This is a genomic window from Constrictibacter sp. MBR-5, assembly GCF_040549485.1.
In the GTDB taxonomy this organism is placed as follows: Bacteria; Pseudomonadota; Alphaproteobacteria; order JAJUGE01; family JAJUGE01; genus Constrictibacter.
Genome location: NZ_JBEPTK010000004.1, coordinates 249588 through 270708, shown reverse-complemented (window position 1 = coordinate 270708; position 21121 = coordinate 249588). Strand labels below are relative to the sequence as shown.

Annotated in this window: 21 protein-coding genes; 5 read left to right on the top strand and 16 right to left on the bottom strand. The window is 69.0% G+C overall.

Features of this window, described 5'->3' with window-relative positions; translation table 11 throughout:
• Positions 1 to 124: 124 nt before the first annotated feature.
• The 7 genes from ABIE65_RS11345 to rpmH are packed head-to-tail and all read right to left on the bottom strand — an operon-like array spanning position 125 to position 5138.
• Positions 125 to 865, bottom strand: coding sequence for a pyrimidine 5'-nucleotidase (locus ABIE65_RS11345; RefSeq protein ID WP_354077794.1), 741 nt, complete (start codon positions 863 to 865; stop codon positions 125 to 127).
• Positions 866 to 893: 28 nt separating this feature from the next.
• Complete coding sequence (gene argB / locus ABIE65_RS11340) at positions 894 to 1814, bottom strand: acetylglutamate kinase (RefSeq protein ID WP_354077792.1); 921 nt, start codon at positions 1812 to 1814, stop codon at positions 894 to 896.
• Between the two features lie 22 nt (positions 1815 to 1836).
• Positions 1837 to 2487, bottom strand: a complete 651-nt coding sequence (yihA, locus tag ABIE65_RS11335; RefSeq protein ID WP_354077791.1) for a ribosome biogenesis GTP-binding protein YihA/YsxC — start codon at positions 2485 to 2487, stop codon at positions 1837 to 1839.
• Positions 2484 to 4289, bottom strand: coding sequence for a membrane protein insertase YidC (yidC, locus tag ABIE65_RS11330; protein ID WP_354077790.1), 1806 nt, complete (start codon positions 4287 to 4289; stop codon positions 2484 to 2486). Before yidC ends, yihA begins: the two co-directional genes overlap by 4 nt.
• A gap of 21 nt (positions 4290 to 4310) precedes the next feature.
• Positions 4311 to 4574 (bottom strand): membrane protein insertion efficiency factor YidD, encoded by a 264-nt coding sequence (gene yidD / locus ABIE65_RS11325; RefSeq protein WP_354077788.1) that lies wholly within the window; start codon positions 4572 to 4574, stop codon positions 4311 to 4313.
• Positions 4571 to 4981, bottom strand: coding sequence for a ribonuclease P protein component (gene rnpA / locus ABIE65_RS11320; RefSeq protein ID WP_354077786.1), 411 nt, complete (start codon positions 4979 to 4981; stop codon positions 4571 to 4573). Before rnpA ends, yidD begins: the two co-directional genes overlap by 4 nt.
• 22 nt (positions 4982 to 5003) lie before the next feature.
• The gene (rpmH, locus tag ABIE65_RS11315; protein ID WP_354078007.1) at positions 5004 to 5138 is read right to left on the bottom strand and encodes a 50S ribosomal protein L34; all 135 of its coding nucleotides are present in this window, start codon (positions 5136 to 5138) and stop codon (positions 5004 to 5006) included.
• A gap of 306 nt (positions 5139 to 5444) precedes the next feature.
• Here rpmH and ABIE65_RS11310 point away from each other — a divergent pair, with 306 nt between their 5' ends.
• From ABIE65_RS11310 to ABIE65_RS11300, 3 genes are read left to right on the top strand one after another with little or no spacing between them, the layout of a single operon-like run.
• Positions 5445 to 6218 (top strand): TVP38/TMEM64 family protein, encoded by a 774-nt coding sequence (locus ABIE65_RS11310; protein ID WP_354077785.1) that lies wholly within the window; start codon positions 5445 to 5447, stop codon positions 6216 to 6218.
• Between the two features lie 13 nt (positions 6219 to 6231).
• Positions 6232 to 7677, top strand: a complete 1446-nt coding sequence (locus ABIE65_RS11305) for a dihydrolipoyl dehydrogenase family protein (protein ID WP_354077783.1) — start codon at positions 6232 to 6234, stop codon at positions 7675 to 7677.
• A 36-nt stretch (positions 7678 to 7713) separates the two neighbouring features.
• On the top strand, positions 7714 to 9114 hold the full coding sequence (locus ABIE65_RS11300) for a sensor histidine kinase (protein WP_354077781.1): 1401 nt from the start codon (positions 7714 to 7716) through the stop codon (positions 9112 to 9114).
• A gap of 61 nt (positions 9115 to 9175) precedes the next feature.
• Here the strand turns inward: ABIE65_RS11300 and ABIE65_RS11295 are convergent, their stop codons facing one another.
• From ABIE65_RS11295 to ABIE65_RS11270, 6 genes are all read right to left on the bottom strand, one after another.
• Entirely contained in the window at positions 9176 to 10156 is a 981-nt protein-coding gene (locus ABIE65_RS11295; RefSeq protein WP_502918528.1) for a branched-chain amino acid ABC transporter permease, read from the bottom strand.
• Between the two features lie 7 nt (positions 10157 to 10163).
• Positions 10164 to 11051 carry a branched-chain amino acid ABC transporter permease gene (locus ABIE65_RS11290; RefSeq protein ID WP_354077779.1) on the bottom strand — a complete coding sequence of 296 codons (888 nt, stop codon included), beginning with the start codon at positions 11049 to 11051 and terminating at the stop codon, positions 10164 to 10166.
• A 79-nt stretch (positions 11052 to 11130) separates the two neighbouring features.
• Positions 11131 to 12369 (bottom strand): ABC transporter substrate-binding protein, encoded by a 1239-nt coding sequence (locus ABIE65_RS11285; RefSeq protein WP_354077777.1) that lies wholly within the window; start codon positions 12367 to 12369, stop codon positions 11131 to 11133.
• Between the two features lie 49 nt (positions 12370 to 12418).
• Positions 12419 to 13621: an ABC transporter substrate-binding protein gene (locus tag ABIE65_RS11280; RefSeq protein WP_502918527.1), complete on the bottom strand. Its 1203-nt coding sequence runs from the start codon at positions 13619 to 13621 to the stop codon at positions 12419 to 12421.
• 79 nt (positions 13622 to 13700) lie between these two features.
• Positions 13701 to 14432, bottom strand: a complete 732-nt coding sequence (locus ABIE65_RS11275) for an ABC transporter ATP-binding protein (protein WP_502918522.1) — start codon at positions 14430 to 14432, stop codon at positions 13701 to 13703.
• Positions 14410 to 15165: an ABC transporter ATP-binding protein gene (locus tag ABIE65_RS11270; protein WP_354077774.1), complete on the bottom strand. Its 756-nt coding sequence runs from the start codon at positions 15163 to 15165 to the stop codon at positions 14410 to 14412. The genes ABIE65_RS11275 and ABIE65_RS11270 overlap by 23 nt, the downstream gene beginning before the upstream one ends.
• Before the next feature lie 175 nt (positions 15166 to 15340).
• Between ABIE65_RS11270 and ABIE65_RS11265 the strand changes: the two genes are divergently transcribed.
• Positions 15341 to 16171: a metallophosphoesterase family protein gene (locus tag ABIE65_RS11265; protein ID WP_354077772.1), complete on the top strand. Its 831-nt coding sequence runs from the start codon at positions 15341 to 15343 to the stop codon at positions 16169 to 16171.
• A 61-nt stretch (positions 16172 to 16232) separates the two neighbouring features.
• Positions 16233 to 16493 carry a hypothetical protein gene (locus ABIE65_RS11260; protein WP_354077770.1) on the top strand — a complete coding sequence of 87 codons (261 nt, stop codon included), beginning with the start codon at positions 16233 to 16235 and terminating at the stop codon, positions 16491 to 16493.
• A 78-nt stretch (positions 16494 to 16571) separates the two neighbouring features.
• Here ABIE65_RS11260 and ABIE65_RS11255 read toward each other — a convergent pair whose 3' ends face one another.
• From ABIE65_RS11255 to ABIE65_RS11245, 3 genes are all read right to left on the bottom strand, one after another.
• A complete protein-coding gene (locus ABIE65_RS11255; RefSeq protein WP_354077769.1) occupies positions 16572 to 18386 on the bottom strand; it encodes an SLC13 family permease in 1815 nt (604 codons plus the stop codon).
• A 111-nt stretch (positions 18387 to 18497) separates the two neighbouring features.
• Positions 18498 to 20165: a formate--tetrahydrofolate ligase gene (locus ABIE65_RS11250; RefSeq protein WP_354077768.1), complete on the bottom strand. Its 1668-nt coding sequence runs from the start codon at positions 20163 to 20165 to the stop codon at positions 18498 to 18500.
• Positions 20166 to 20239: 74 nt separating this feature from the next.
• Positions 20240 to 21115 (bottom strand): cellulose binding domain-containing protein, encoded by an 876-nt coding sequence (locus ABIE65_RS11245; RefSeq protein ID WP_354077766.1) that lies wholly within the window; start codon positions 21113 to 21115, stop codon positions 20240 to 20242.
• Positions 21116 to 21121 lie beyond the last annotated feature (6 nt).

Here is a 21121-nt window from a genome sequence, read left to right as displayed (position 1 = left end):
CGCCCGTCCTATCCGCCTGCCGTCAAGAAAGTGCAGGGTGATAGCATCGGTTCTGCGGCGGCGCCAGCCTGCGGGCGGCGATTTGTCCGTAACGCTGGGGGATGACCGAACCCGCGGCGGCGGATCAGCCGCCTTCGGCCCGGTCGGCGATCTCGGCCACGGCGAACTCCAAGGCGTGCAGCCAGTCGGACAGCTCTTCGACGACGTGGTGCACGAAGTCGTCGCCCTCGGCCATCTGGCCGTGCGGCCGGTCGGTCTTGATCCAGACGGTGGTCATGCCGAGGGCGGCGGCCGGGGCGAGGTTGCGCGCGGTGTCCTCGAAGAAGACCGAGGTCGCGGGGTCGATGGCGTGCCGTTTCACGAAGGCCTCGTAGGCCTCGACCTGCGGCTTGGGCACGTAGCCGGCGGCGGCGACGTCGAAGATGCCCTCGAAATGATGCGCGATGCCGAGCCGGTCCAGGACGTTGCAGGCGTGCCGCTCGGTGGCGTTGGTGAAGATCAGCTTCCGGCCCGGCAGACGGGCGATGGCGCGGTCGAGTGCCGGATCGTGCGCCATCTCCGACAGGTCGAGCTCGTGGACGTAGTCCAGGAAGACGCCGGGCGGGACGTCGTAGACCTCCATCAGGCCGCGCAGCGTGGTGCCGTAGGATTTGAAGTAGGTCTGGCGGACATGCGCCGCTTGGGCCTCGTCGAGCTTCAGATACTCGGCGATGAACTGGTTCATCCGCCGGTCCATGTGGACGAACAGGTCGCAGGCGGCCGGGCTGTAGAGCGTGTTGTCGAGGTCGAAGACCCAGGTGTCGACGTGGGAGAGGTCGGGCTTCCGCCCGTCCGGGGTGCCGACGACGATACTGGGCTCTGTCATGCGGCCGTCTCCAGTCAGCCAGGCCGGGTCAGCTGCGCCGGATCAGGGTGCCGACGCCGTGCTCGGTGAATATCTCCAGCAAGACCGCGTGCGGCACGCGGCCGTCCAGGATGACCGCGGCCTCGACGCCGCGGGCCACCGCGTCCAGGCATGTCTCGACCTTGGGGATCATGCCGCCGCTGATGGTGCCGTCGGCGATCATCGCCTCGGCCTCGGCGCGCGACATGGAGGCGATCAGGTCCCCGTCCTTGCCCTTCACGCCGGCGACGTCGGTCAGGAGCAGCAGCCGGTCGGCCGACACGGCGCCGGCGATGGCGCCGGCCACGGTGTCGGCGTTGATGTTGTAAGTCTCGCCGTCCGCGCCGATGCCGATCGGCGCCACGACCGGGATGACCGAGGACTGCTTGAAGACGTCGAGGATGGTCGTGTCGACCCGGTCGGGATCGCCGACGAAGCCCAGGTCGAGGACCTTCTCGATGTTGGAATCGGGATCCCGCTTGGTGCGGGTGAGCTTGCGCGCCTGGATCAGGTTGGCGTCCTTACCGGAAATACCCACGGCCTTGCCGCCCGCCTGGTTGATCATGGCGACGATCTGTTTGTTGATCGACCCCGCCAGGACCATCTCGACGATCTCGACCGTCGCCGTGTCGGTGACGCGCAGGCCATCGACGAACTCGCTCTGGATCTTAAGCCGGTCGAGCATGCGGCCGATCTGCGGCCCGCCGCCGTGCACGACGATCGGGTTCAGGCCGACCTGCTTGAGCAGGACGATGTCGCGGGCGAAGTCGCGGCCGAGCGATTCGTCGCCCATGGCGTGGCCGCCATACTTCACGACGAGGGTCGCGCCTGCATAGCGCTGCATGAAGGGCAACGCTTCTGCGAGCATGCGTGCGTTCCGAATGTTTTCTTCGGGAGTGGACATCGCGGGATCCGCGGCGGGAGTGGACATCGCGGCGACCTTAGCCAAAGGGTCAGGGAAGCGCCAGCGCCGCAAGGTGCGCACGCAGGATCTCGATGCCTTCGCCCTTGACCGAGCTGGTCGGCACGACGTCGGGGTGGGCGGCGACGTGGCGGGCCGCCTCGGCGGCGATCTCGGCGACGCGTTTCGCCCGCTCGGTCGGGCCGAGCTTGTCGGTCTTGGTCACGACGACCTGGTAGGCGACGGCGGCGGCGTCGAGCATCTTCATCATCTCCCGGTCGCCCGCCTTGATGCCGTGGCGCGCGTCGACCAGCAGGCAGACGCGGCGCAGGGCGGGTCGGCCGCGCAGATAGGCGCGCACCAGCGATGTCCACTTCTCGACCATCTGCTTCGGCGCCTCGGCGAAGCCGTAGCCGGGGAGGTCGGCGATCATCAGCCGGCCGCCCAGGTCGAAGAAGTTGATCTGCTGGGTGCGGCCGGGCGTGTTGGAGGTCCGGGCGAGCGTCTTGCGGCCGGTCAGGGCGTTGACGAGGCTCGACTTGCCGACATTGGAGCGGCCGGCGAAGGCAATCTCGACCATGCCGCCCTCGGGCAGCTGGTCGAGGCCGGCGGCGCCGAGGAGGAAGGTGCACTCCTTGGCGAAGAGCAGGCGTCCGTCCTCGATCGCGGCCGCATCGGGGAAGGGCGCCTCCGCCTCCGTCACTTGCCGCCCTTCGTCTTGCCCTTGCCGCCGTTCGGCGTCTTGGCTTCTGCCTTGGCTGGGGTCACGACCTGCTGCTTGGCGGCGCGCCGTTCGGCGAAGGCGCCGTTCTGGTGCATGATCAGCGCCTGCTGGGCGATCGACAGCGTGTTGTTCCAGGCCCAGTAGATCACGAGCCCCGCCGGGAAGCCGGCCAGCAGGATCGTGAAGAAGATCGGCATCAGCATGAATACCTTCGCCTGGATCGGGTCCGCCGGCTGCGGGTTCAGCTTCATCTGCAGGAACATCGTCACGCCCATGATCAGCGGCCACAGGCCGAGATGCAGCATGTCGGGCGGGGCCCAGGGGATCAGGCCGAAGAGCGTGAAGAGGTTCGTCGGGTCGGGCGCCGAGAGGTCGTGGATCCAGCCGTAGAAGGGCGCATGGCGGAGCTCGATGGTGACGAACAGCACCTTGTAGAGCGAGAAGAAGACCGGGATCTGGATCAGGATCGGCAGGCAGCCGGCCGCCGGGTTGATCTTCTCCTTCTTGTAGAGCGCCATCAGCTCCTGGTTCATCTTCTGCTTGTCGTCGCCGTAGCGCTCGCGAAGCTTCACCATCTCGGGCTGCAGCTTCTTCATCTGGCTCATCGCCTTGTAGGACTTGCTGGCCAGCGGGAAGAAGACGAGCTTGATGCCGAGGGTCAGGGCGATGATGGCGAGGCCGTAATTGCCGAGCACGCCGTGCAGCCAGTGCAGGGCGTAGAAGATCGGCCGCGTCAGGAAGTAGAACCAGCCCCAGTCGACCGCACGGTCGAAGCGCTCGACGCCGAGCTGCTCCTCGTAGCGGTCGATAAGGGTGACCTCCTTGGCGCCGGCGAACATGTGGTCGGTCACCTGCTGGCTCTCGCCGGGGGCGACGGTGACCGGGCTGCGCAGATAGTCGGCCTGATACTTGTCGGCGCCGTTGACCATGGCGTGGCTGAAGCGGGTCTTCAGCGGCGCCTGCTGGTCGGGGATGAGAGAGACCAGCCAGTATTTGTCGGTGAAGCCGAGCCAGCCGCCGGTGGCGTTCGCCTCGATACGCGTCTCGTCGCGCAGATCCTCGTAGCTGTGCTCGCGCAGGACGCCGTCGACGACGCCGATCGGCCCCTCGTGCAGGATGAAGAAGCCCGAGGTGGGCGGATTTCCGCCGCGCGAGACGAGGCCGTAGGGATGCAGCGTCGCCGGCGCGGTCCCGGTGTTCTCGACGCCCTGGGTGACCGTGAACATGTAGTCGCGGTCGAGGGCGAAGGTCCGCGTGAAGCGCAGGCCGGCGCCGTTGTCCCAGGAGAGGGTCACAGGCTGGCCGGGTGTCAGCGTATCGCGGTCAGCCTCCCAGACGGTGTCGCCGTCCGGCACGGCAACGCCGCCGGTCGCGACCCAGCCGAACTCGCCGTACCAGGAATTGGCGCTTCCCGGGGGCGACAGGATGACGATCTCGGGGCTGTCGGGTTCGACCGTCACCCGATAGTCGGGCAGCGTCACGTCGTCGAGGCGCGCGCCCTTCAGGGAGATCGAGCCGTGCACACGGTCCGAGCGGATCGGGATGCGCGGTGTCTGGGCCAGGGCCGCGGCACGGTCGACCACGGTCGGTGCCGCGGGCAGGGCGGGGGCGGCCGGCGCACCGGGTGCCGAGGCGATGCCGCCCTCCGGCACCGGCGGCGCACCCGGCTGGGTAACCGGCGACGTGTCGGGCGGCGGTGCCACGGGACCGTACACGTACTGGAACCCGAGCAAGATCGCGATCGACAATGCGATGGCGATCAGGAGATTGCGCTGCTCCATGGAACGGTCCTCGGTCGGCCGCTAGCGCTGGCCGCAATGATCGTGCGTATGCGGCGGCACCGGATCGAGGCCTTGGCCTCCCCATGGGTGGCAGCGCGCGAGGCGACGGATGGTCAGTGCCATCCCACGAACCGGCCCGTGCTGCGACAGCGCGTCGAGCGCATAGTCGGAACAGGTTGGGACGAACCGGCAAGACATCGGCATCAGGGGCGAGAGGGCGTAGCGGTAGACGCGGATCGGGATTGCCAGGAGGGTCGTTGCGGCACGCCCGACGGCGCCCGTCACGGGGCGCCGTCCTTCGCAGGCTCTAACGCCTGTGCCGGTGACCCAGGCTGACCGTAAGCGCCGAGACGGCGCATGGCTTTCTCCAGATCCGCAACGAGATCGGGAAATGTCCGCCCGAGTGCCTGGCGGCGCCCGATCACGACATAGTCGATTCCAGGCTGGGCATGGCCCTCGAACACGCGCTCGACCGCGGAACGCAGCCGTCGGCGGACGCGGTTTCGCTCGACGGCCCCGCCGACCTTGCGGCTGACGGTGAACCCGACCCGCGGCGCGCCGCCCGCCGTCGCCGGGGCGGTACCGTCGGTGCGCCGCATCACCTGCAGCACGAGACCCGGGGCGGCCCACTTACGGCGCCCCGCGGCGACCCGCAGGAACTCTTCGCGACGCTTCAGCCTGGTGATCGACACGGCCGCTCCGCCATGTCGGTGGTTACGCAGAGAGGCGCTTGCGCCCCTGCGCCCGGCGCCGCTTGATGATCAGACGGCCGCCGACGGTGGCCATGCGGGCACGAAACCCATGCCGCCGCTTGCGCACGAGAACGCTCGGCTGGTAGGTGCGCTTCACGTTGAACTCCCCGGAATCATCCTGAATTTCGAGCGCAGGTGTATAGGAGTTCACCTGCCGCACGTCAATCTGTGCCGCCCCCGAACGAAGACGCCCGGATGCGACGCGGGCGACATATGGGAGTGGTGCGTCCCCCGCGCATCGGCCCTAGAGTAATTCGATCACGAATCTCGCGGGCGGGGTCACGGCACTATGATCGAGCGTGCGCCTGTTCCGGGCATTCCGGCGAAGCGATCCACGCCGCACGTCGCCATGTATGGAGGCCGACCGCGCCGACCCCTTTGAACAGTCCGACGGAATATCGCCATGTGCCCTCCGGCAAGCGCCGACCGCCGCTTCGGCGAAGACGGCAAGCCGTCTGCGGCGGCGACCGGCGGAAGGGCGCAGACGATCCGCCGCACTGCGCTCGCCGCCGGGCTGCTGATCCTGGCCGGCCTGTTCTTCCTGTGGGGCGGCGACGACCTGCTCAGTTTCGAGGCCCTGGCCCGCAACCGGCAGAGCCTCGGTCGTTGGGTGGAAGACAGCGCCGTGCTCGCCTCGCTGTCGTTTCTGGCCGTCTATGCGGCGATCACCGCCCTCTCGCTGCCGCTCGGCGCCGTCATGACGGTCGCCTCGGGTCTGCTGTTCGGCCCTGTCTGGGGCACCCTGCTCTCGGTCATCGGTGCGACGGCGGGCGCCACGGTGGTCTTCCTCGCGGCGGGCCGCGTGGCCGGCCCGCGTCTGCGGGCGCGCGTGGCGAGCGCGTTGCGGCGCATGGACGCGGGCTTCCGGGAGAACGCCTTCAACTATCTCCTGGTGCTGCGGCTCATTCCGCTCTTTCCGTTCTGGCTGGTGAACCTGGCGCCGGCATTCGCCGAGGTGCGGCTGAGGACGTTCGTCGCCGCGACGGCGCTCGGCATCGTGCCGGGGACGTTCGTCTTCGCTCTGGTGGGGAACGGCTTCGGTGCGCTGGCCGCGGCTGGCAAGGAGCCGGGCCTGGACGTGATCCTGCGGCCGGCGGTCCTGGCGCCGGTTCTCGGCCTCGCCGTGCTGGCGCTCGTCCCGGTGATCTATCGCAAGATGCGGCAGCGGCAGCGTTGACCGGAGCATGGCCATGAGCCTCACCACCCTTACACCGGACCTGTGCGTCATCGGCGGCGGCACGGGCGGGCTGGTCGTGGCGGCCGGCGCCGTCCAGATGGGCGCCTCGGTCGTGCTGATCGAGAGGCACCGGATGGGTGGCGACTGCCTCAACACCGGCTGCGTGCCTTCCAAGGCGCTGATCGCCGCGGCCGGCGTGGCCGCGACGATGCGCGGGGCCGGCGCTTTCGGCATCGCGCCCGTCGAGCCCGACGTCGATTTCGCGGCTGTACAAGACCATGTCCGCCGCATCATCGAGGGCATCGCGCCGCACGATTCGATCGAGCGCTTCGAGCGACTGGGCGTCCAGGTCCTGACGGCGCACGCGGCGTTCACGGGACCCGACGAGGTGCTGGCCGGGCACTTCCGCATCCGGGCGCGCCGCTTCGTCGTCGCGACCGGATCGGCGCCCGCGATGCCGCCGGTACCGGGTTTGGCCGCCACGCCTCATTTCACCAACGAGACGATCTTCGAGAACCGCGTCCGTCCGGAACATCTGATCGTGCTGGGCGGCGGTCCGATCGGCGTCGAACTCGCACAGGCGCATCGGCGGCTCGGGTCGGCGGTGACGATCCTGCAGAAGGGCAGCATCCTGCCGAAGGACGATCCGGAACTGGTGGCGGTCGTCCGCGAGCGCCTGCGCGCTGAAGGCATCGAGATCCGCGAGAACGTCGCGGTGGCTGAGGTGGCACGGTCGTCGGCCACGGGACCCGCCGGCGACATGCAGGCGGGGGTGCGCGTCGTGCTGGGCGGCGCGGAGGTCGTCACCGGCAGCCATCTACTGGTCGCCGCCGGCCGGCGCGCGGTCGTCGCCGGCCTGGGGCTGGACCGGGCGGGGGTGCGCGTCTCGACCAAGGGCATCGAGACGGACCGGCGGCTGCGCACCAGCAACCGGCGGATCTTCGCGGTCGGCGACGTCACCGGGCGCCAGCAGTTCACCCACGTCGCGGCGCATCACGCCGGTATCGTGCTGCGCAACGCGCTCTTCCGCCTGCCTGCGAAGATCGAGGAGCGGGCGGTGCCGTGGGTGACCTACACCGATCCCGAACTCGCCCATGTGGGGACGACCGAGGCGGCGATCCACGCGGCCGGGCGGACGCCGACCGTCCTGCGCTTCGCCTTCGGCGAGAACGATCGGGCCCGCACCGCCCGCGCAGGCGAGGGCCTGATCAAGGTGGTGACCGATCGTCGGGGACGCGTGCTCGGCGCATCCATCGTGGGCGAGGGTGCCGGCGAACTGCTGCTGCCCTGGGTGCTGGCGGTTCGCGACCGGGCTAGGCTGGGCAGTATCGCAAGTGCGATCGTGCCCTATCCCACCCTGTCGGAAGCCAGCAAGAGCGTCGCCGCTGCCTACTACGCCCCTAAGTTGTTTTCATGCGCGACGCGGAAGCTCGTTCGATTGCTCGCCCGCTTCGGCTAGCATAAGCGCGCCCCGTCCATCCGGGCGGGCGAGGGGATGAGTTTCAGCATCGAGATGAGGCATCCGGGCTTCGGATCCAGCCTGTCGGCACGTCTGCTCCTTCTGACGGTGATCTTCGTCATGGTCGCCGAGGTGCTGATCTACGTGCCGTCGATCGCGCGCTACCGCCTGGACTGGCTCCAGGGCCGCCTGCAGGACGCGCACCTCGCGGCATTGGCCGTGGATGCCGCGCCGTCGGGTGCCATCGGCACCGACCTCGAGCAAAGGCTGCTGACCTATACGGACAGTTTCTCGATCGAGGTGACGAGCGGCGACACGCGTACCTGGATGCTCGGTCCGCTGATGGCTCCGGAGCCGGAGGCTTGGTTCGACCTGAAGCAGAGCACCGTGCCGGAGCTGATCCACGACGCGTTGGCGACGCTCCTGCACCGGCACGACCGGGTGATCCAGGTCTGGGGAGAGTCGCTCTACCAGGGGGACGTCACGGTTTCGGTGACGATCGACGAGGCGCCGCTTCGCCGGGACATGCTCGCCTATTCCGCCCGCATCCTGCAGCTCTCGCTGGTCATCTCGCTGATCACCGCCGTGCTGGTCTTCTTCAGCCTGCGCTGGCTGCTGGTGCGGCCGATGGCGCGCCTGACCAGGGCCATGACGCTGTTCCGCGAAAAGCCGGAGGAGGCGGGGCGAGTGATCCGACCGAGCGGCCGTCGGGACGAGGTGGGGGTCGCGGAAACCGAACTGGCGGCGATGCAGACGGCCCTGCGCAGCGCCCTGCACCAGCGGGCGCGGCTGGCGGCCCTGGGCGAGGCGGTCGCGAAGATCAACCACGACCTGCGCAACATCCTGGCGACGGCGCAGCTGCTGTCCGATCGGCTGAGCCAGAGCGACGACCCGGAGGTGCGCCACGTGACGCCGACGCTGTTCGTCGCGATCGACCGCGCGGTCGGGCTCGCCAGCCGGGTCGTCGAGTTCGCGAGGACGGGCGCGCCGTCGCTGCGCCGCTCTTCCATCGCCCTGGCGGAGCTGGTCGCGGATGCCGGCACCGCGCTGCCGAACGGCCGCGGCATCGGCTCCTGGATCAACCGGGTTCCCGCCGGCCTGACGGTGATGGGCGACCGCGAGGAACTGCTGCGCGTCCTCAACAATCTCGCGCGCAACGCGTTCGACAGCGGTGCCCGGCGGGTCGAGGTGGGTGCCAGGGCGCGGGACGGCTGGACCTCGCTGACGGTGACCGACGACGGTCCCGGCATTCCCGAGGACGTGCGGCAGTCGCTCTTCCAGCCCTTCGCGACATCGTCCAAGGCCGGCAGCAGCGGCCTGGGGCTGGCGATCGCCCGCGAGGTGATGCACGCCCACGGCGGCGAGATCCAGCTGGTGCAGACCGGGCCGCGCGGCACGACCTTCCGGCTGGATCTTCCGTCGCGCGACCTGCGCTGACCGGGGCCTGCGCTAGCCGCGGACCTGCGCCGGCCCTGGACCAGCGCAGGCCTGCGCTGGCTCAGGCCCTGGCCGTTTCGGCGGGGGTAGCCTTCGGATCGGTCCGGTCGGCGGCCTTGCGGCGCCGCGCCGACCAGGCGGCGAGCTCGCCGACGATGCCGCGGCGGAAGGCCAGCACGACGACGACGAACACGATGCCCTGGATGACCAGGACCCACTCGCCGGTCTGGGCGAGGTAGTTCTGCATCGAGACGACCACCGCGGCACCGACCAGCGGGCCGAAGATCGTGCCGACGCCGCCGATCAGCGTCATCAGGACGGCCTCGCCCGACATCTGCCACTGGATGTCGGTCAGCGACGCGAGCTGGAAGACGAGGGTCTTGGTGCCGCCGGCGAGCCCGACCAGGGCCGCCGAGATGACGAAGGCGAGCAGCTTGTAGCGGTCGACGTCGTAGCCGAGCGAAACGGCGCGCGGCTCGTTCTCGCGGATCGCCTTCAGGATCTGGCCGAACGGGGAATGGACCGTGCGGTAGATCAGCAGCAGCCCGGCGACCACGATGGCCAGAACGACATAGTAGAAGGTCATGTCGTCGGTGATGTCGATGATGCCGAAGAAGGGCCGCCGCGGCACGCCCTGGATGCCGTCCTCACCGCCGGTGAACGGCGCCTGCAGCGCGAAGAAATAGACCATCTGCGCCAGCGCCAGGGTGATCATCGCAAAGTAGATGCCCTGGCGGCGGATGGCGAGGGAGCCGACGACGGCGCCCAGCGCCGCGGCGACCGCCACGCCGGCGAGGATGCCGATCTCCGGGCTCCACCCCCAGACCTTCACCGTATGCGCCGTGATGTAGGCGGCAGAGCCGAAGAAGGCGGCGTGGCCGAAGGACAGCAGCCCGACGAAGCCGAGGAGCAGGTTGAAGGCGCTCGCGAACAGGGCGAAGCAAAGGACCTTCATCAGGAACACGGGGTAGATGAAGGCGGGGGCGATCAGCGCCAGGACGAGAAGGGCCGCGACGCCGAGGCGTTTGATGGTCACTGCAATCCTCCGATCAACGGGCGGTGCCGAACAGCCCGGCGGGCCGGATCAGCAGGACGATGGCCATCACGACGAAGATCACCGTGTTCGAGGCTTCGGGGTAGAAGACCTTGGTCAGGCCCTCGACGACGCCGAGTCCGAAACCGGTCACGATCGCGCCCATGATCGACCCCATGCCGCCGATCACGACGACGGCGAAGACGACGATGATCAGGTTCGTGCCCATCAGCGGGCTGACCTGGTAGATCGGCGCGGCGAGAACGCCGGCGAACGCGGCGAGGGCGACGCCGAAGCCGTAGGTCAGCGTGACCATGCGCGGCACGTTGATCCCGAACGCCTGGACGAGGCCGGGATTCTCGGTCGCGGCGCGTAGATAGGAACCGAGCCGCGTGCGTTCGATCACGAACCAGGTGCCGAGGCAGACGACCAGCGACGCCACAACCACCCAGCCGCGATAGTTCGGCAGGAACATGAAGCCCAGGTTCTGGCCGCCGGAGAGGGCGGGCGGAATGGCGTAGGGCAGGCCGGAGGCGCCGTACTGCTTGCGGAAGATGCCCTCGATGACGAGCGCCAGGCCGAAGGTGAGCAGCAGGCCGTACAGATGGTCGAGATCGTACAGGCGCCGCAGCAGCAGCCGCTCGATGACCATGCCGAAGGCGCCGACCACGAGGGGGGCCAGGATCAGCGCCCACCAGTAGTTCAGGCCGAGATAGTTGAGCGCCATCCACGCTGCGAACGCGCCCATCATGTACTGGGCGCCGTGGGTGAAGTTGATGACGTTCAGCAGGCCGAAGATGACGGCGAGCCCCAGGCTGAGCATGGCGTAGAAGGCGCCGTTGATCAGCCCGAGCATGACCTGCCCGTAGAAGGCGAAGGAGTTGATTCCGAAGATCTCAGTCATGCCGAGGCTCTACCGATGAAAACAAGGGGACGTCGGACCCGTGCCGGATTCCGGCGGGCGGGCCGTGCTGCTTCCGCCGTCATTTCTTCAGATGCGGGCATTCGGTGATGTCCAGCGACCGGAAGGCCTCTTCGGCCGGAATGCTGCGCAGGATCTTGTAGTAGTCGAACGGGCCGGTGGATTCGGCCGGGCTCTTCACCTGGGCCAGGTACATCGTGCGCATGACGCGGCCGTCCTCGCGGATCCACCCGTCCTTGGTCATGAAGTCGTTGATCTTCGTGGCGCGCATCTGCGCCATGACCTTCGAGGCGTCGTCGGTGCCCGCCGCCTTCACGGCGCGCAGATAGTGCAGGGCGGCGCTGCCGGAGCCCGCCTGGACCATCGTCGGCGCCTTGCCGTTCATGCGCTCCATGAACGACTTGGCCCAGGCCCGCGTCTCGTCGTTCTGATCCCAGTAGAAGGCGGTGGTGATCACCAGCCCCTGCGCCGTCTTCAGCCCCAGGGAATGGACGTCGGTGATGAAGACCAGCAGGCCGGCGAGGCGCTGGCCCGCCTGGACGATGCCGAATTCCGAGGCCTGCTTGATGGAATTGATCGTGTCGCCGCCGGCATTGGCGAGGCCGATGATCTTGGCCCCGGACCCCTGGGCCTGGAGGAGAAACGAGGAGAAGTCGGGCGTGTTGAGCGGATGCCGGACCGAGCCCAGCACCTTGCCGCCGCCCGCCCGGACGGCCTCCCCGGTCTCCCGCTCCAGCGCATGGCCGAAGGCGTAGTCGGCGGTCAGGAAGAACCAGCTGTCGCCGCCCTCCTGGACCAGCGCCTTGCCGGTGCCGTTGGCGAGCGCCGTTGTGTCGTAGGTCCAGTGCGCCGCGGTCGGCGAGCAGGCCTTGTTGGTGTGGTCGGAGGCCGCCGCCGCGGAGACGATGTTGATGCGGCCCTTCTCGCGGGCGACGGCCTGCACCGCCAGCGTCACCGACGACGCGCCGCCGACGATGATCAGGTCGACCTTCTCCTGGTCGTACCACTGGCGGGCGATGTTCGAGCCGATGTCCGGCTTGTTCTGATTGTCGGCGAAGATCACCTCGATCTTCCTGCCGTCGATGGCGCCGCCCATCGCCTCGGCCGCCATCCGGACCGCCGTCACCTCGCCCTGGCCGGTGATGTCGGCGTAGAGACCGGACTGGTCGTTCATCACGCCGATGCGGATCACGTCGTCCGAGATCTGCGCGTGCGCCGCCGGTACTCCCGCGGTCAGTGTACCGGCCGCCAGCGCGGCGGCGAGCAGCCCCCCCGCCAGCGCCGTCGAAGCCTTCCTCATGGAACGTCTCCCCGGTCTTCGTTGCCGATCCGGTCTGCGCCGGCTTCGGTTACTTCTTCACGAGCGGGCAGTCGCCCTTGTCGAGCGGCCGGTAGGCCTGCTCGCCCGGAATGGTGCGCAGGATCTTGTAGTAGTCGTAGGGGCCCTTCGACTCCTCCGGCTTCTTCACCTGGACCAGATACATGTCCCGGATGATGCGGCCGTCCTCGCGGATCTTGCCGTCCTTGGTCATAAAGTCGTTGATCGGCATCGACCGCATCTGGTCGGCGACCTTCTTGGCGTCGTCGGTGCCGGCGGCCTTCACCGCCTTGAGATAGTGGGCCACCTCGCTGTAGACGCCCGCCTGGGTCATGCTCGGCACGCGGCCGCCCATCTTCTCGGCGAAGCGCTTGGAGAAGGCGCGCGTCTCGTCGTTCTGGTCCCAGTAGAAGGCCGTGGTGATCACCAGGCCCTGCGACGTCTTCAGGCCGAGCGAGTGCACGTCGGAGATGAAGACCAGCAGGCCGGCGAGGCTCTGGCCGGATTGGGTGATGCCGAACTCGGACGCCTGCTTGATCGAGTTGATCGTGTCGCCGCCGGCGTTGGCGAGGCCGATCACCTTGGCGCCGGAGCCCTGCGCCTGGAGCAGGAAGGACGAGAAGTCGGAGTTGTTCAGCGGATGCCGGACCGCGCCGAGCACCTTGCCGCCCGCTTCCTTGACCGCGTTCGAGGTGTCGCGCTCTAGGGCGTGGCCGAAGGCGTAGTCCGAGGTCAGGAAGAACCAGCTGTCGCCGCCCTGCTTGACCATGGCGCCGCCGGTGCCGTTGGCGAGCGCGTAGGTGTCGTAGGTCCACTGGAAGCCGAAGGGCGAGCAGGCCTTGCCGGTCAGGTCCGAGGAGGCCGGACCCGACATCAGGAAGATCCGCTCCTTCTCCTTGGTGATCGCCTGGACGGCGAGCGCCACGGACGAGGTCGGCACGTCGACGATGACGTCGACGCCGTCCTGGTCGATCCACTGGCGCGTGATGTTGGAGCCGACGTCGGGCTTGTTCTGGTGATCGGCGAAGATGATCTCGATCGGCTTGCCGAGTACGGTGCCGCCGAAATCCTCGACCGCCATGCGGGCCGCCGTCACGGAGCCCTGGCCGCCGATGTCGGCGTAGAGCCCGGACTGGTCGTTCAGGACGCCGAGGCGGACCACGTCGCCCGAGAGTTGTGCATTCGCCGTACCGGCGAGCAGCCCGAAGGCGGCCAGGCCGGTCATAAGACCCATCGTACGCATACCCGTTCCCCTGATTTACAGTGCTTCAGCCAGCCGGTTGGCCCGGCTCGTGCTCTTGTACCGGGCGCCCTCAGACGCCCAGGTAATCGTGCAGTTTCTCGATGTTGGCTTCGAGTTCGTCGGCGCGGAAGCTGTCGATGACGCGGCCGTCCTCCATGACGTAGTGCCGGTCGGCGACCGTCGCGGCGAAGCGGAAATTCTGCTCGACCAGCAGGACCGTGAAGCCGCGCGCCTTCAGCGTGCGGATCGCCTCGCCGATCTTCTGGACGATGACCGGGGCGAGCCCCTCGGTCGGCTCGTCGAGCAGCAGCAGCGTGGCGCCGGTGCGCAGGATCCGCCCGATCGCCAGCATCTGCTGCTCGCCGCCGGAGAGCTTGGTCCCCTGGCTGCGCAGACGTTCCTTGAGGTTGGGGAAGAGCTCGAAGATCTCCGCCAGCGACATGCCGCCAGGGCGCACCACCGGCGGGAGGATCAGGTTCTCCTCGACGTTCAGGCTGGCGAAGATGCCGCGCTCCTCGGGGCAGTAGGCGACGCCCAGCTTGGCGATGTCGTTGGAGCGGAGCTTGATCAGCTCCTGCCCTTCGAAGCGGACCGAGCCGGTGCGCTTCGACACCATCGCCATGATGGCGCGCAGCGTCGTCGTTTTGCCGACGCCGTTGCGCCCCAGCAGGGTGACAACCTCGCCGCGGCCGATCTCGAAGTTCACGCCGTGGAGGATGTGCGATTCGCCGTAGAAGGCGTGCAGGTCCTCGACCTTGAGGATCTCGTTTCCGGCATCGTCACGCATGGCCGGTTCCGACATAGGCTTCGACGACGCGCGGGTCGCGCGAGACTTCGGCATAGGGGCCTTCAGCCAGGATCTGGCCGCGCTGGAGCACGGTGATCCGGTCCGTGAGGTCGGCGACGACGCTCATATTGTGTTCGACCATCAGTACGGTGCGGTTCTGGGCGACGCGCTTGATGAGGGCGGCGATGCGCCCGATATCCTCGTGCGCGAGGCCGGCCATGGGCTCGTCGAGGAGCAGCATTTGCGGCTCCAGCGCGATGGTGGTGGCGATCTCCAGGGCGCGCTTGCGGCCGTAGGGCAGTTCGACCGCGGCGGTGTCGCCGTAGCCGGTCAGTCCGACGGCCTCGATGATCTCGTCGGCCTTGCCGTTCAGTCCGTCCAGGCTCCGCTCGGAGCGCCAGAAGTGAAAGGACGTGCCCAGCTTGCGCTGCAGCGCCACCCGGACGTTCTCCCGGACCGTCAGGTGGGGGAAGACCGCCGAGATCTGGAACGAGCGGACGAGGCCGCTGCGCGCGATGGCGCTCGGCCGCGTGCTGGTGATGTCGTGCCCGTCATAGACGATGCGTCCCGCACTGGGCGTGAGGAACTTCGTCAGAAGATTGAAGACGGTCGTCTTGCCGGCCCCGTTCGGGCCGATCAGCGCGTGTATCGTGTGACGCCGGACCTGCAGGGAGACGTCGCGCACCGCGATGAAGCCGCGGAACTCCTTCGTCAGACCCTGCGTCTCGAGGATGTAGTCCCCGGACATGCATGCTCCCGTTTCCACCCTGGAGGTATCGGCGCGCCTCTTGTTCCGACGAGCGCTGCCGACAAGCGATGAAGATTATTGTAGAGACTCCACGCTCGCGCGCTACAGGATTTATGTCGTACGCGAGACGGCCCCACGGGCCGTTTTCCACCGCCGCAGCCGAGTTCGCCAGACGATGAGAATCATCGCCCATCTGTCCGATCTGCATTTCGGCAGGATCGACCCGCGGGTCGTCGACGGGCTGCTGCACGACCTCTCCGCGGCACCGCCGAACCTGATCGTCATCTCCGGCGACCTGACCCAGCGCGCCAAGCACAGCCAGTTCGCGGCGGCGCGGCAGTTCCTGGACCTCCTGCCGTCGCCCTTCCTGGTGATCCCGGGCAACCACGACCTGCCGCCCGTGTGGCGGCCGGTGTCGCGCATGACCCGGCCGTGGGAGCGTTACAGCCGCTACGTCACCTCGGACCTGGGGCCGGTCTATGCCGATCCGCACATGATCGTCCTGGGGGTCAACACGGCGCGCGCCCTGCGCTGGAAGGAGGGCAGCATCTCGCCGCGCCAGATCGATCGGGTGGCCGAGCTGCTGGGCCCCTACGAGCCGAGCATGTTCAAGGTGGTGTGCACGCACCATCCGTTCCTGCCGCCGCCCGACGCGCCGGAGACCGGACTGGTGCGGCGGGCGCGCCGGGCGCTGCGCACCTTCGAGCAGGTCGGCGTCGACCTGCTGCTCGCCGGCCACCTGCACCGCGCCTATACCGGCGACGTCGTCACCCACCATGCGGTGATCAAGCGGTCCATCCTGGTCGCCCAGGCCTCGACGGCGACGAGCACGCGGCTGCGCGCGGAACCGAACGCCTACAACTGGATTGCGCTCGACGGCGACACGCTGCACCTGCAGAGCCGCGTGTGGGACGGAACGCGCTTCGTCAGCGGCGAGGGCGAGGGCTTCCGCAAGACGGACGGGCAATGGGTCCAGCTGCGCGGCGAGCCCGTCCCGGTCGAGTGAGGTCTGAGAGGGCCCGCCGAATAGCGTCTGAGAGGGCCCGCCGAATGGCGTCTGAGAGGGCATGAGCATGTGGTTCTGGATCGGATTGCTGATGGTGCTGGCCTGGGGCGGCTGGGGCTATGTCCGCCGCCGCTGGTGGCTGCGCGAGATCGAGCGGTCGGCGGATCGTGCCGCGGCGAAGGGCGCGGGCCACAGCCGATACGAGGAGCCGCACTGGATCGTGCTGCCGGACAGGATCGTCACGGCCATTGCCGGTGCGTCCGGGGTGATCGGCATCTTCCTGATCGTCGCGAGCCGCTGGGGCTGGCTCGACGGCCAGTGAGCCGGTCGCCGCCCGGCTCTGGACCACCGAGCGGCGGGTCGCCGCTCAGCCTTGGATCATAGAGCGGCGGGTCGCCGCTCAGCCCTCGAACGGCCAGAAGAACGGAATGATCGCGACGGCGACGCCCCACATCAGCACGTTCAGCGGCAGGCCGACCTTGAGGAAGTCCGAGAAGCGGTAGCCGCCGGCGCTGTAGACGAAGGTGTTGGTCTGGTAGCCGATCGGCGTCGCGAAGCTGGCGCTGGCGGCGAACAGCACGGCCATCACGAAGGGCCGCGGATCGACGCCCAACTCGTTCGCCACGGCGATCGAGATCGGCGTCAGCAGGATGGCGGTCGCGTTGTTGGAAACCATCTCGGTCAAGGTCGAGGTGATCAGGTAGATGCCCGCCAGCACGATGAGCGGGCCGAGCGGCTTGAGATAGGGCAGGGTGGCCGCCACGATCATGCCGGCGGCGCCCGTCTTCTCCATCGCCAGGCCGACGGCGATCATGCCGAAGATCAGGAACAGGATGTTCCAGTGGATCGAGGCGTAGGCCTCGTCCGCGGTGAGGCAGCCGGTGATGACGACCACGACGGCGGCGACGATCGCCGCGGCCTCGATCGGCATGATCTCCAGCGCCGACACGGTCATCACCGCGGCGACGGCGGCGAGGGCGATCGGCGCCTTCGAGCGGCGCAGCGGCCGCTCCGCCGGCTCGCTGAGGTTGACCAGCACCCGCCGTTCGAAGAGCCGGCGCAGGCCTTCCGCCGGTCCCTCCAGCAGCAGCGTATCGCCGAACTCCAGCCTGACCTGATCGAAGTTCGACCGCAGGTCGGCGCCGCGGCGGTGGACGGCGATGATGTAGACGCCGTACAGGCGGCGGAAGTTCAGGTCGCCGATACGGTAGCCGGCGAGCCGCGAGCGCGGCCCGACGATGCCTTCCATCAGCAGGGTCTGGCGCGTGGTGACGGGTTCCGACTCGGTCGCCTTGGCTTCGGGCGCCTTGGTGTCGGGCGCCAGCGCGCCGGATTCGCGCAGCCCCATCACGTCACCGGCGTTCGAGCGGACGACGAGGCGATCGCCCGCCTCGAGCACGACGCTGTCGAGGGCGTAGCGGTAGGAGACCTCGCCGCGCAGCAGGTCGATCACCTCGCTGCCGCGTTCGGAGGTGAGGCCGGCCTCAGTCAGGCGCTTGCCGATGAAAGGGGACGTCTCCGGGACGCGCAGCTCGGCGAGGAAGCTGCGGCCCGATGGATCGCCCATGACGTCGCCCAGCGTGCGGCGGTCCGGCAGCAGCCAGCGCCCGGCCAGGGCGAGATAGACGATGCCGACGGCGGCCATGATCGCGCCGGCCGCCGTGATCTCGAACATGCCGATCGGCGCCAGGCCGTTCGCCTGCGCCGACCCGCTGACCAGGAGGTTGGTCGAGGTGCCGACCAGCGTCGTGGTGCCGCCGAAGATGCTGGAGAAGGACAGCGGCATCAGCAGGCGCGACGGCGCGATGCCCATCTCGCGCGCCAGCATGATCGCCACCGGCGTCAGGGCGACGACGACAGGCGTATTGTTGATGAAGGCCGACAGCGTCATGACGCAGAGCATCAGCGCCACGATCGCCTGCGTGTGGGAGCGTCCCGCGAGCCGCTTCACCAGCCCGCCCGTCAGGTCGACGCAGCCGGTGCGCTCCAGCGCCGTGCTGAGGACGAACATCGCGCCGACAGCGAGCGGGCCACTGTTGCTGAAGACGGACGTCGCCTCCTCGGCGCTGAGGATGCCGACCGCCAGGAGCGCGGCGACGGCGCCCATGGCGACGATGTCGGGGCGGGGCCGCTCGCGCACGAACGACATGAACACCAGCGCGACGAGGCCCATCACCAGATAGGCCTGGGTCGTCTGCGAGAGATCGAGGATCATGAGCGCCTCCACGGCGCGCGCACGGACGTCGGGCCTTCGTCTTCGACCAAGCCGCTCAGGAGCATCGGGTGTTTCCGGAAGGGACCCGCCGAGAAATTCGGCGGTGCCGGACTAGAACAGTCCGACCACGTTTCCGGTTTCGTCCAATCCGATCGATTCCGCGGCCGGCACGCGCGGCAGGCCCGGCATGGTCATCAGGTCGCCGCAGACCGCCACGACGAAGCCGGCACCCGCGGCGAGCCGGACTTCGCGAACCTCGACGATGTGACCCGTCGGCGCGCCCTTCAGCGCGGGGTTCGTCGAGAAGCTGTACTGGGTCTTGGCCATGCAGACCGGCACGTGGCCGTGGCCGTCGGCCTCGAAGCGGCGCAGCTGGTCGAGGACGCGCGGCGGCGCGTCGACATCGGCCGCACCGTAGATCTCGCGGGCGACGGTGCGGATCTTCTCGATGAGCGGCATCGCGTCGGGATAGATGGGGGCGAAGCGGGCACGGCCAGACTCCGCCGCCTCCGCCACCAGCCCAGCGAGGTGGGTAGTGCCGGCACCGCCCTCGGCCCAATGGGTACAGATCGAGACCGGCACGCCGCGCGCCTTGCAGAAGGTTTCGATCGCCTCGAACTCGGCCGGCGCGTCGCTGGTGAAGGCGTTGATCGCGACGACGGCGGGTACGCCGAAGCGCGCGACGTTGTCGAGATGCCGGCCCAGGTTGGCGAGACCGGCCTCGACCGCGCCGCGATCCGGCAGCGACAGCGCTTCGCGCGCCACGCCGCCGTGGAACTTCAGCGCGCGCACGGTGGCGACGACGACGGCCGCGGCCGGCGAGAGACCCGCCTTGCGGCACTTGATGTCGAAGAACTTCTCGGCGCCCAGGTCGGCGCCGAAGCCCGCCTCGGTCACCACATAGTCGGCGAGCTTGAGGGCGGCGCGCGTCGCCGAGACGGAGTTGCAGCCGTGCGCGATGTTGGCGAAGGGCCCGCCGTGCACGAAGGCAGGATTGTTCTCCAGCGTCTGCACCAGGTTGGGCAGGACCGCGTCGCGCAGCAGCACCGCCATGGCGCCGTCGGCCTTGAGGTCGCGGGCCGTCACCGGGGCGCCGTCGCGGGTGCGTGCCACGACGATCTCGGCCAGGCGCCGGCGCAGGTCGTCCAGGTCGGTCGCGAGGCAGAGGATCGCCATGACCTCGGATGCGACCGTGATGTCGAAGCCGTCCTCGCGCGCGAAGCCGTTGGCGGGGCCGCCCAGCCCGGCGACGATGCTGCGCAGGGCGCGGTCGTTCATGTCCACGACCCGCTTCCAGGAGACGCGGCGCGTGTCGATGCCGAGCGCGTTGCCCCAGTGGACGTGGTTGTCGAGCATCGCCGCCAGCAGGTTGTGCGCCGAGGTGATGGCGTGGAAGTCGCCGGTAAAGTGGAGGTTGATGTCCTCCATCGGCACGACCTGGGCGTAGCCGCCGCCGGCGGCACCGCCCTTCATGCCGAAGCAGGGGCCCAGGCTGGGCTCGCGCAGGCAGATCATCGTCTTGCGGCCGATGCGGTTCAGCCCGTCGCCCAGGCCGACGGTGGTCGTCGTCTTGCCCTCGCCGGCGGGCGTCGGCGTCATCGCCGTCACCAGGATCAGCCGGCCGTCCGGCCGGTCGGTAAGGCCGGTGAGGAAATCGCCCGAGATCTTCGCCTTGGTATGGCCGTAGGGCAGGATCCCGTCCGCCGGTATCCCCAGGCGCCGCCCGATCTCCGAGACGGGCAGGAGCTTCGCGGCTCGGGCGATCTCGATGTCGGTCATGGCGGTCCCTTCGTTGGCCAACGCGGGATTCTAACCCGACAGGCCGCGCCGCGCACGGAGGGATTGGAGGGTGGTCAGCCTCCCTGCTTCAGGGCGGTGGCGCTCGGGCGGCTCTTGAAGGGGGTGGTGGCCTTGAAGCCGAAGGTGGCGAAGGCGCCGGGTTCGAGTTCCTTGTTGTACGCCTCGGGAACCGCGACCCAGCGGCCGGCGCCGGCGGGCTTCACCACTGCGCCCCAGGCCTGGTCGATCTTGCCGTCCAGGGCGAACTCGAAGCGCCAGGGCCGCAGGGTCTTGTCGGAGCCGTTGACGACGGCGACCTCGCCGACGAAGCCGTCGGGCCACGAGTCCTTCAGCTTGAACCCCAGCGTGTGCGCGACGGCGGTGCCGTCGGCGGGCGTCGGGGCGGCGGTCTTCCCCGGCTGCGCGGCCGGGCCGGCCGCCTTCTCCGGCTGCGCCGGGGCGGCGGCGCCCGCCGCAGACGGGGCGGGAGCGGGCGAGGGGGCGGGACCCTGCGCGGGGGCGGGAGCGGGCGGGGGCGCAGATGGCGCGGGCGTCTGGGCGACCGGCGTGTCGGCGACGTAGGTCACGTCGAGCTTCATGTCCGGCTGGGCCGTGCCGAGGCCGCCGGGGCGGCCGATGAAGGTGAAGCGGACTTCGCCCTTCGCCGGGATCTCCTTCGTCCAGTCGACCGGCCGGAAGCGCCACAGGCCCTTCTCGACCTGCTCGGCCTCGGCGCCGAACGCCTGGACGACGGTGCGGTCGAGCCGCATCTCCAGCGTCCAGTCGCCGACCTTCCGATCCTCGGGATTCCCGAGGGTCACCGCGGCGCGGAAATTCTCCTGCCGGTCGCCGGTCACCTCGAAGGCGGCGTCGGCGGCCCGGGCAGGTCCGCCGAGCGGGGGGACGAAGGCCGCGAGGGCCACGAGGGAAAAGAGCCAGCCTGCCTTCATCACGCC

Coding starts and splice junctions, on each gene's coding strand:
- ABIE65_RS11260 (WP_354077770.1), top strand. CDS start 16,233: ATGAGCATGTGGTTCTGGATCGGATTGCTGATGGTGCTGGCCTGGGGC.
- ABIE65_RS11310 (WP_354077785.1), top strand. CDS start 5,445: ATGTGCCCTCCGGCAAGCGCCGACCGCCGCTTCGGCGAAGACGGCAAG.
- ABIE65_RS11265 (WP_354077772.1), top strand. CDS start 15,341: ATGAGAATCATCGCCCATCTGTCCGATCTGCATTTCGGCAGGATCGAC.
- ABIE65_RS11345 (WP_354077794.1), bottom strand. CDS start 865: ATGACAGAGCCCAGTATCGTCGTCGGCACCCCGGACGGGCGGAAGCCC.
- argB (WP_354077792.1), bottom strand. CDS start 1,814: ATGTCCACTCCCGCCGCGGATCCCGCGATGTCCACTCCCGAAGAAAAC.
- ABIE65_RS11250 (WP_354077768.1), bottom strand. CDS start 20,165: ATGACCGACATCGAGATCGCCCGAGCCGCGAAGCTCCTGCCCGTCTCG.
- ABIE65_RS11270 (WP_354077774.1), bottom strand. CDS start 15,165: ATGTCCGGGGACTACATCCTCGAGACGCAGGGTCTGACGAAGGAGTTC.
- ABIE65_RS11280 (WP_502918527.1), bottom strand. CDS start 13,621: ATGGGTCTTATGACCGGCCTGGCCGCCTTCGGGCTGCTCGCCGGTACG.
- yidC (WP_354077790.1), bottom strand. CDS start 4,289: ATGGAGCAGCGCAATCTCCTGATCGCCATCGCATTGTCGATCGCGATC.
- ABIE65_RS11275 (WP_502918522.1), bottom strand. CDS start 14,432: ATGTCGGAACCGGCCATGCGTGACGATGCCGGAAACGAGATCCTCAAG.
- ABIE65_RS11305 (WP_354077783.1), top strand. CDS start 6,232: ATGAGCCTCACCACCCTTACACCGGACCTGTGCGTCATCGGCGGCGGC.
- ABIE65_RS11285 (WP_354077777.1), bottom strand. CDS start 12,369: ATGAGGAAGGCTTCGACGGCGCTGGCGGGGGGGCTGCTCGCCGCCGCG.
- ABIE65_RS11245 (WP_354077766.1), bottom strand. CDS start 21,115: ATGAAGGCAGGCTGGCTCTTTTCCCTCGTGGCCCTCGCGGCCTTCGTC.
- ABIE65_RS11290 (WP_354077779.1), bottom strand. CDS start 11,051: ATGACTGAGATCTTCGGAATCAACTCCTTCGCCTTCTACGGGCAGGTC.
- ABIE65_RS11300 (WP_354077781.1), top strand. CDS start 7,714: ATGAGTTTCAGCATCGAGATGAGGCATCCGGGCTTCGGATCCAGCCTG.
- ABIE65_RS11255 (WP_354077769.1), bottom strand. CDS start 18,386: ATGATCCTCGATCTCTCGCAGACGACCCAGGCCTATCTGGTGATGGGC.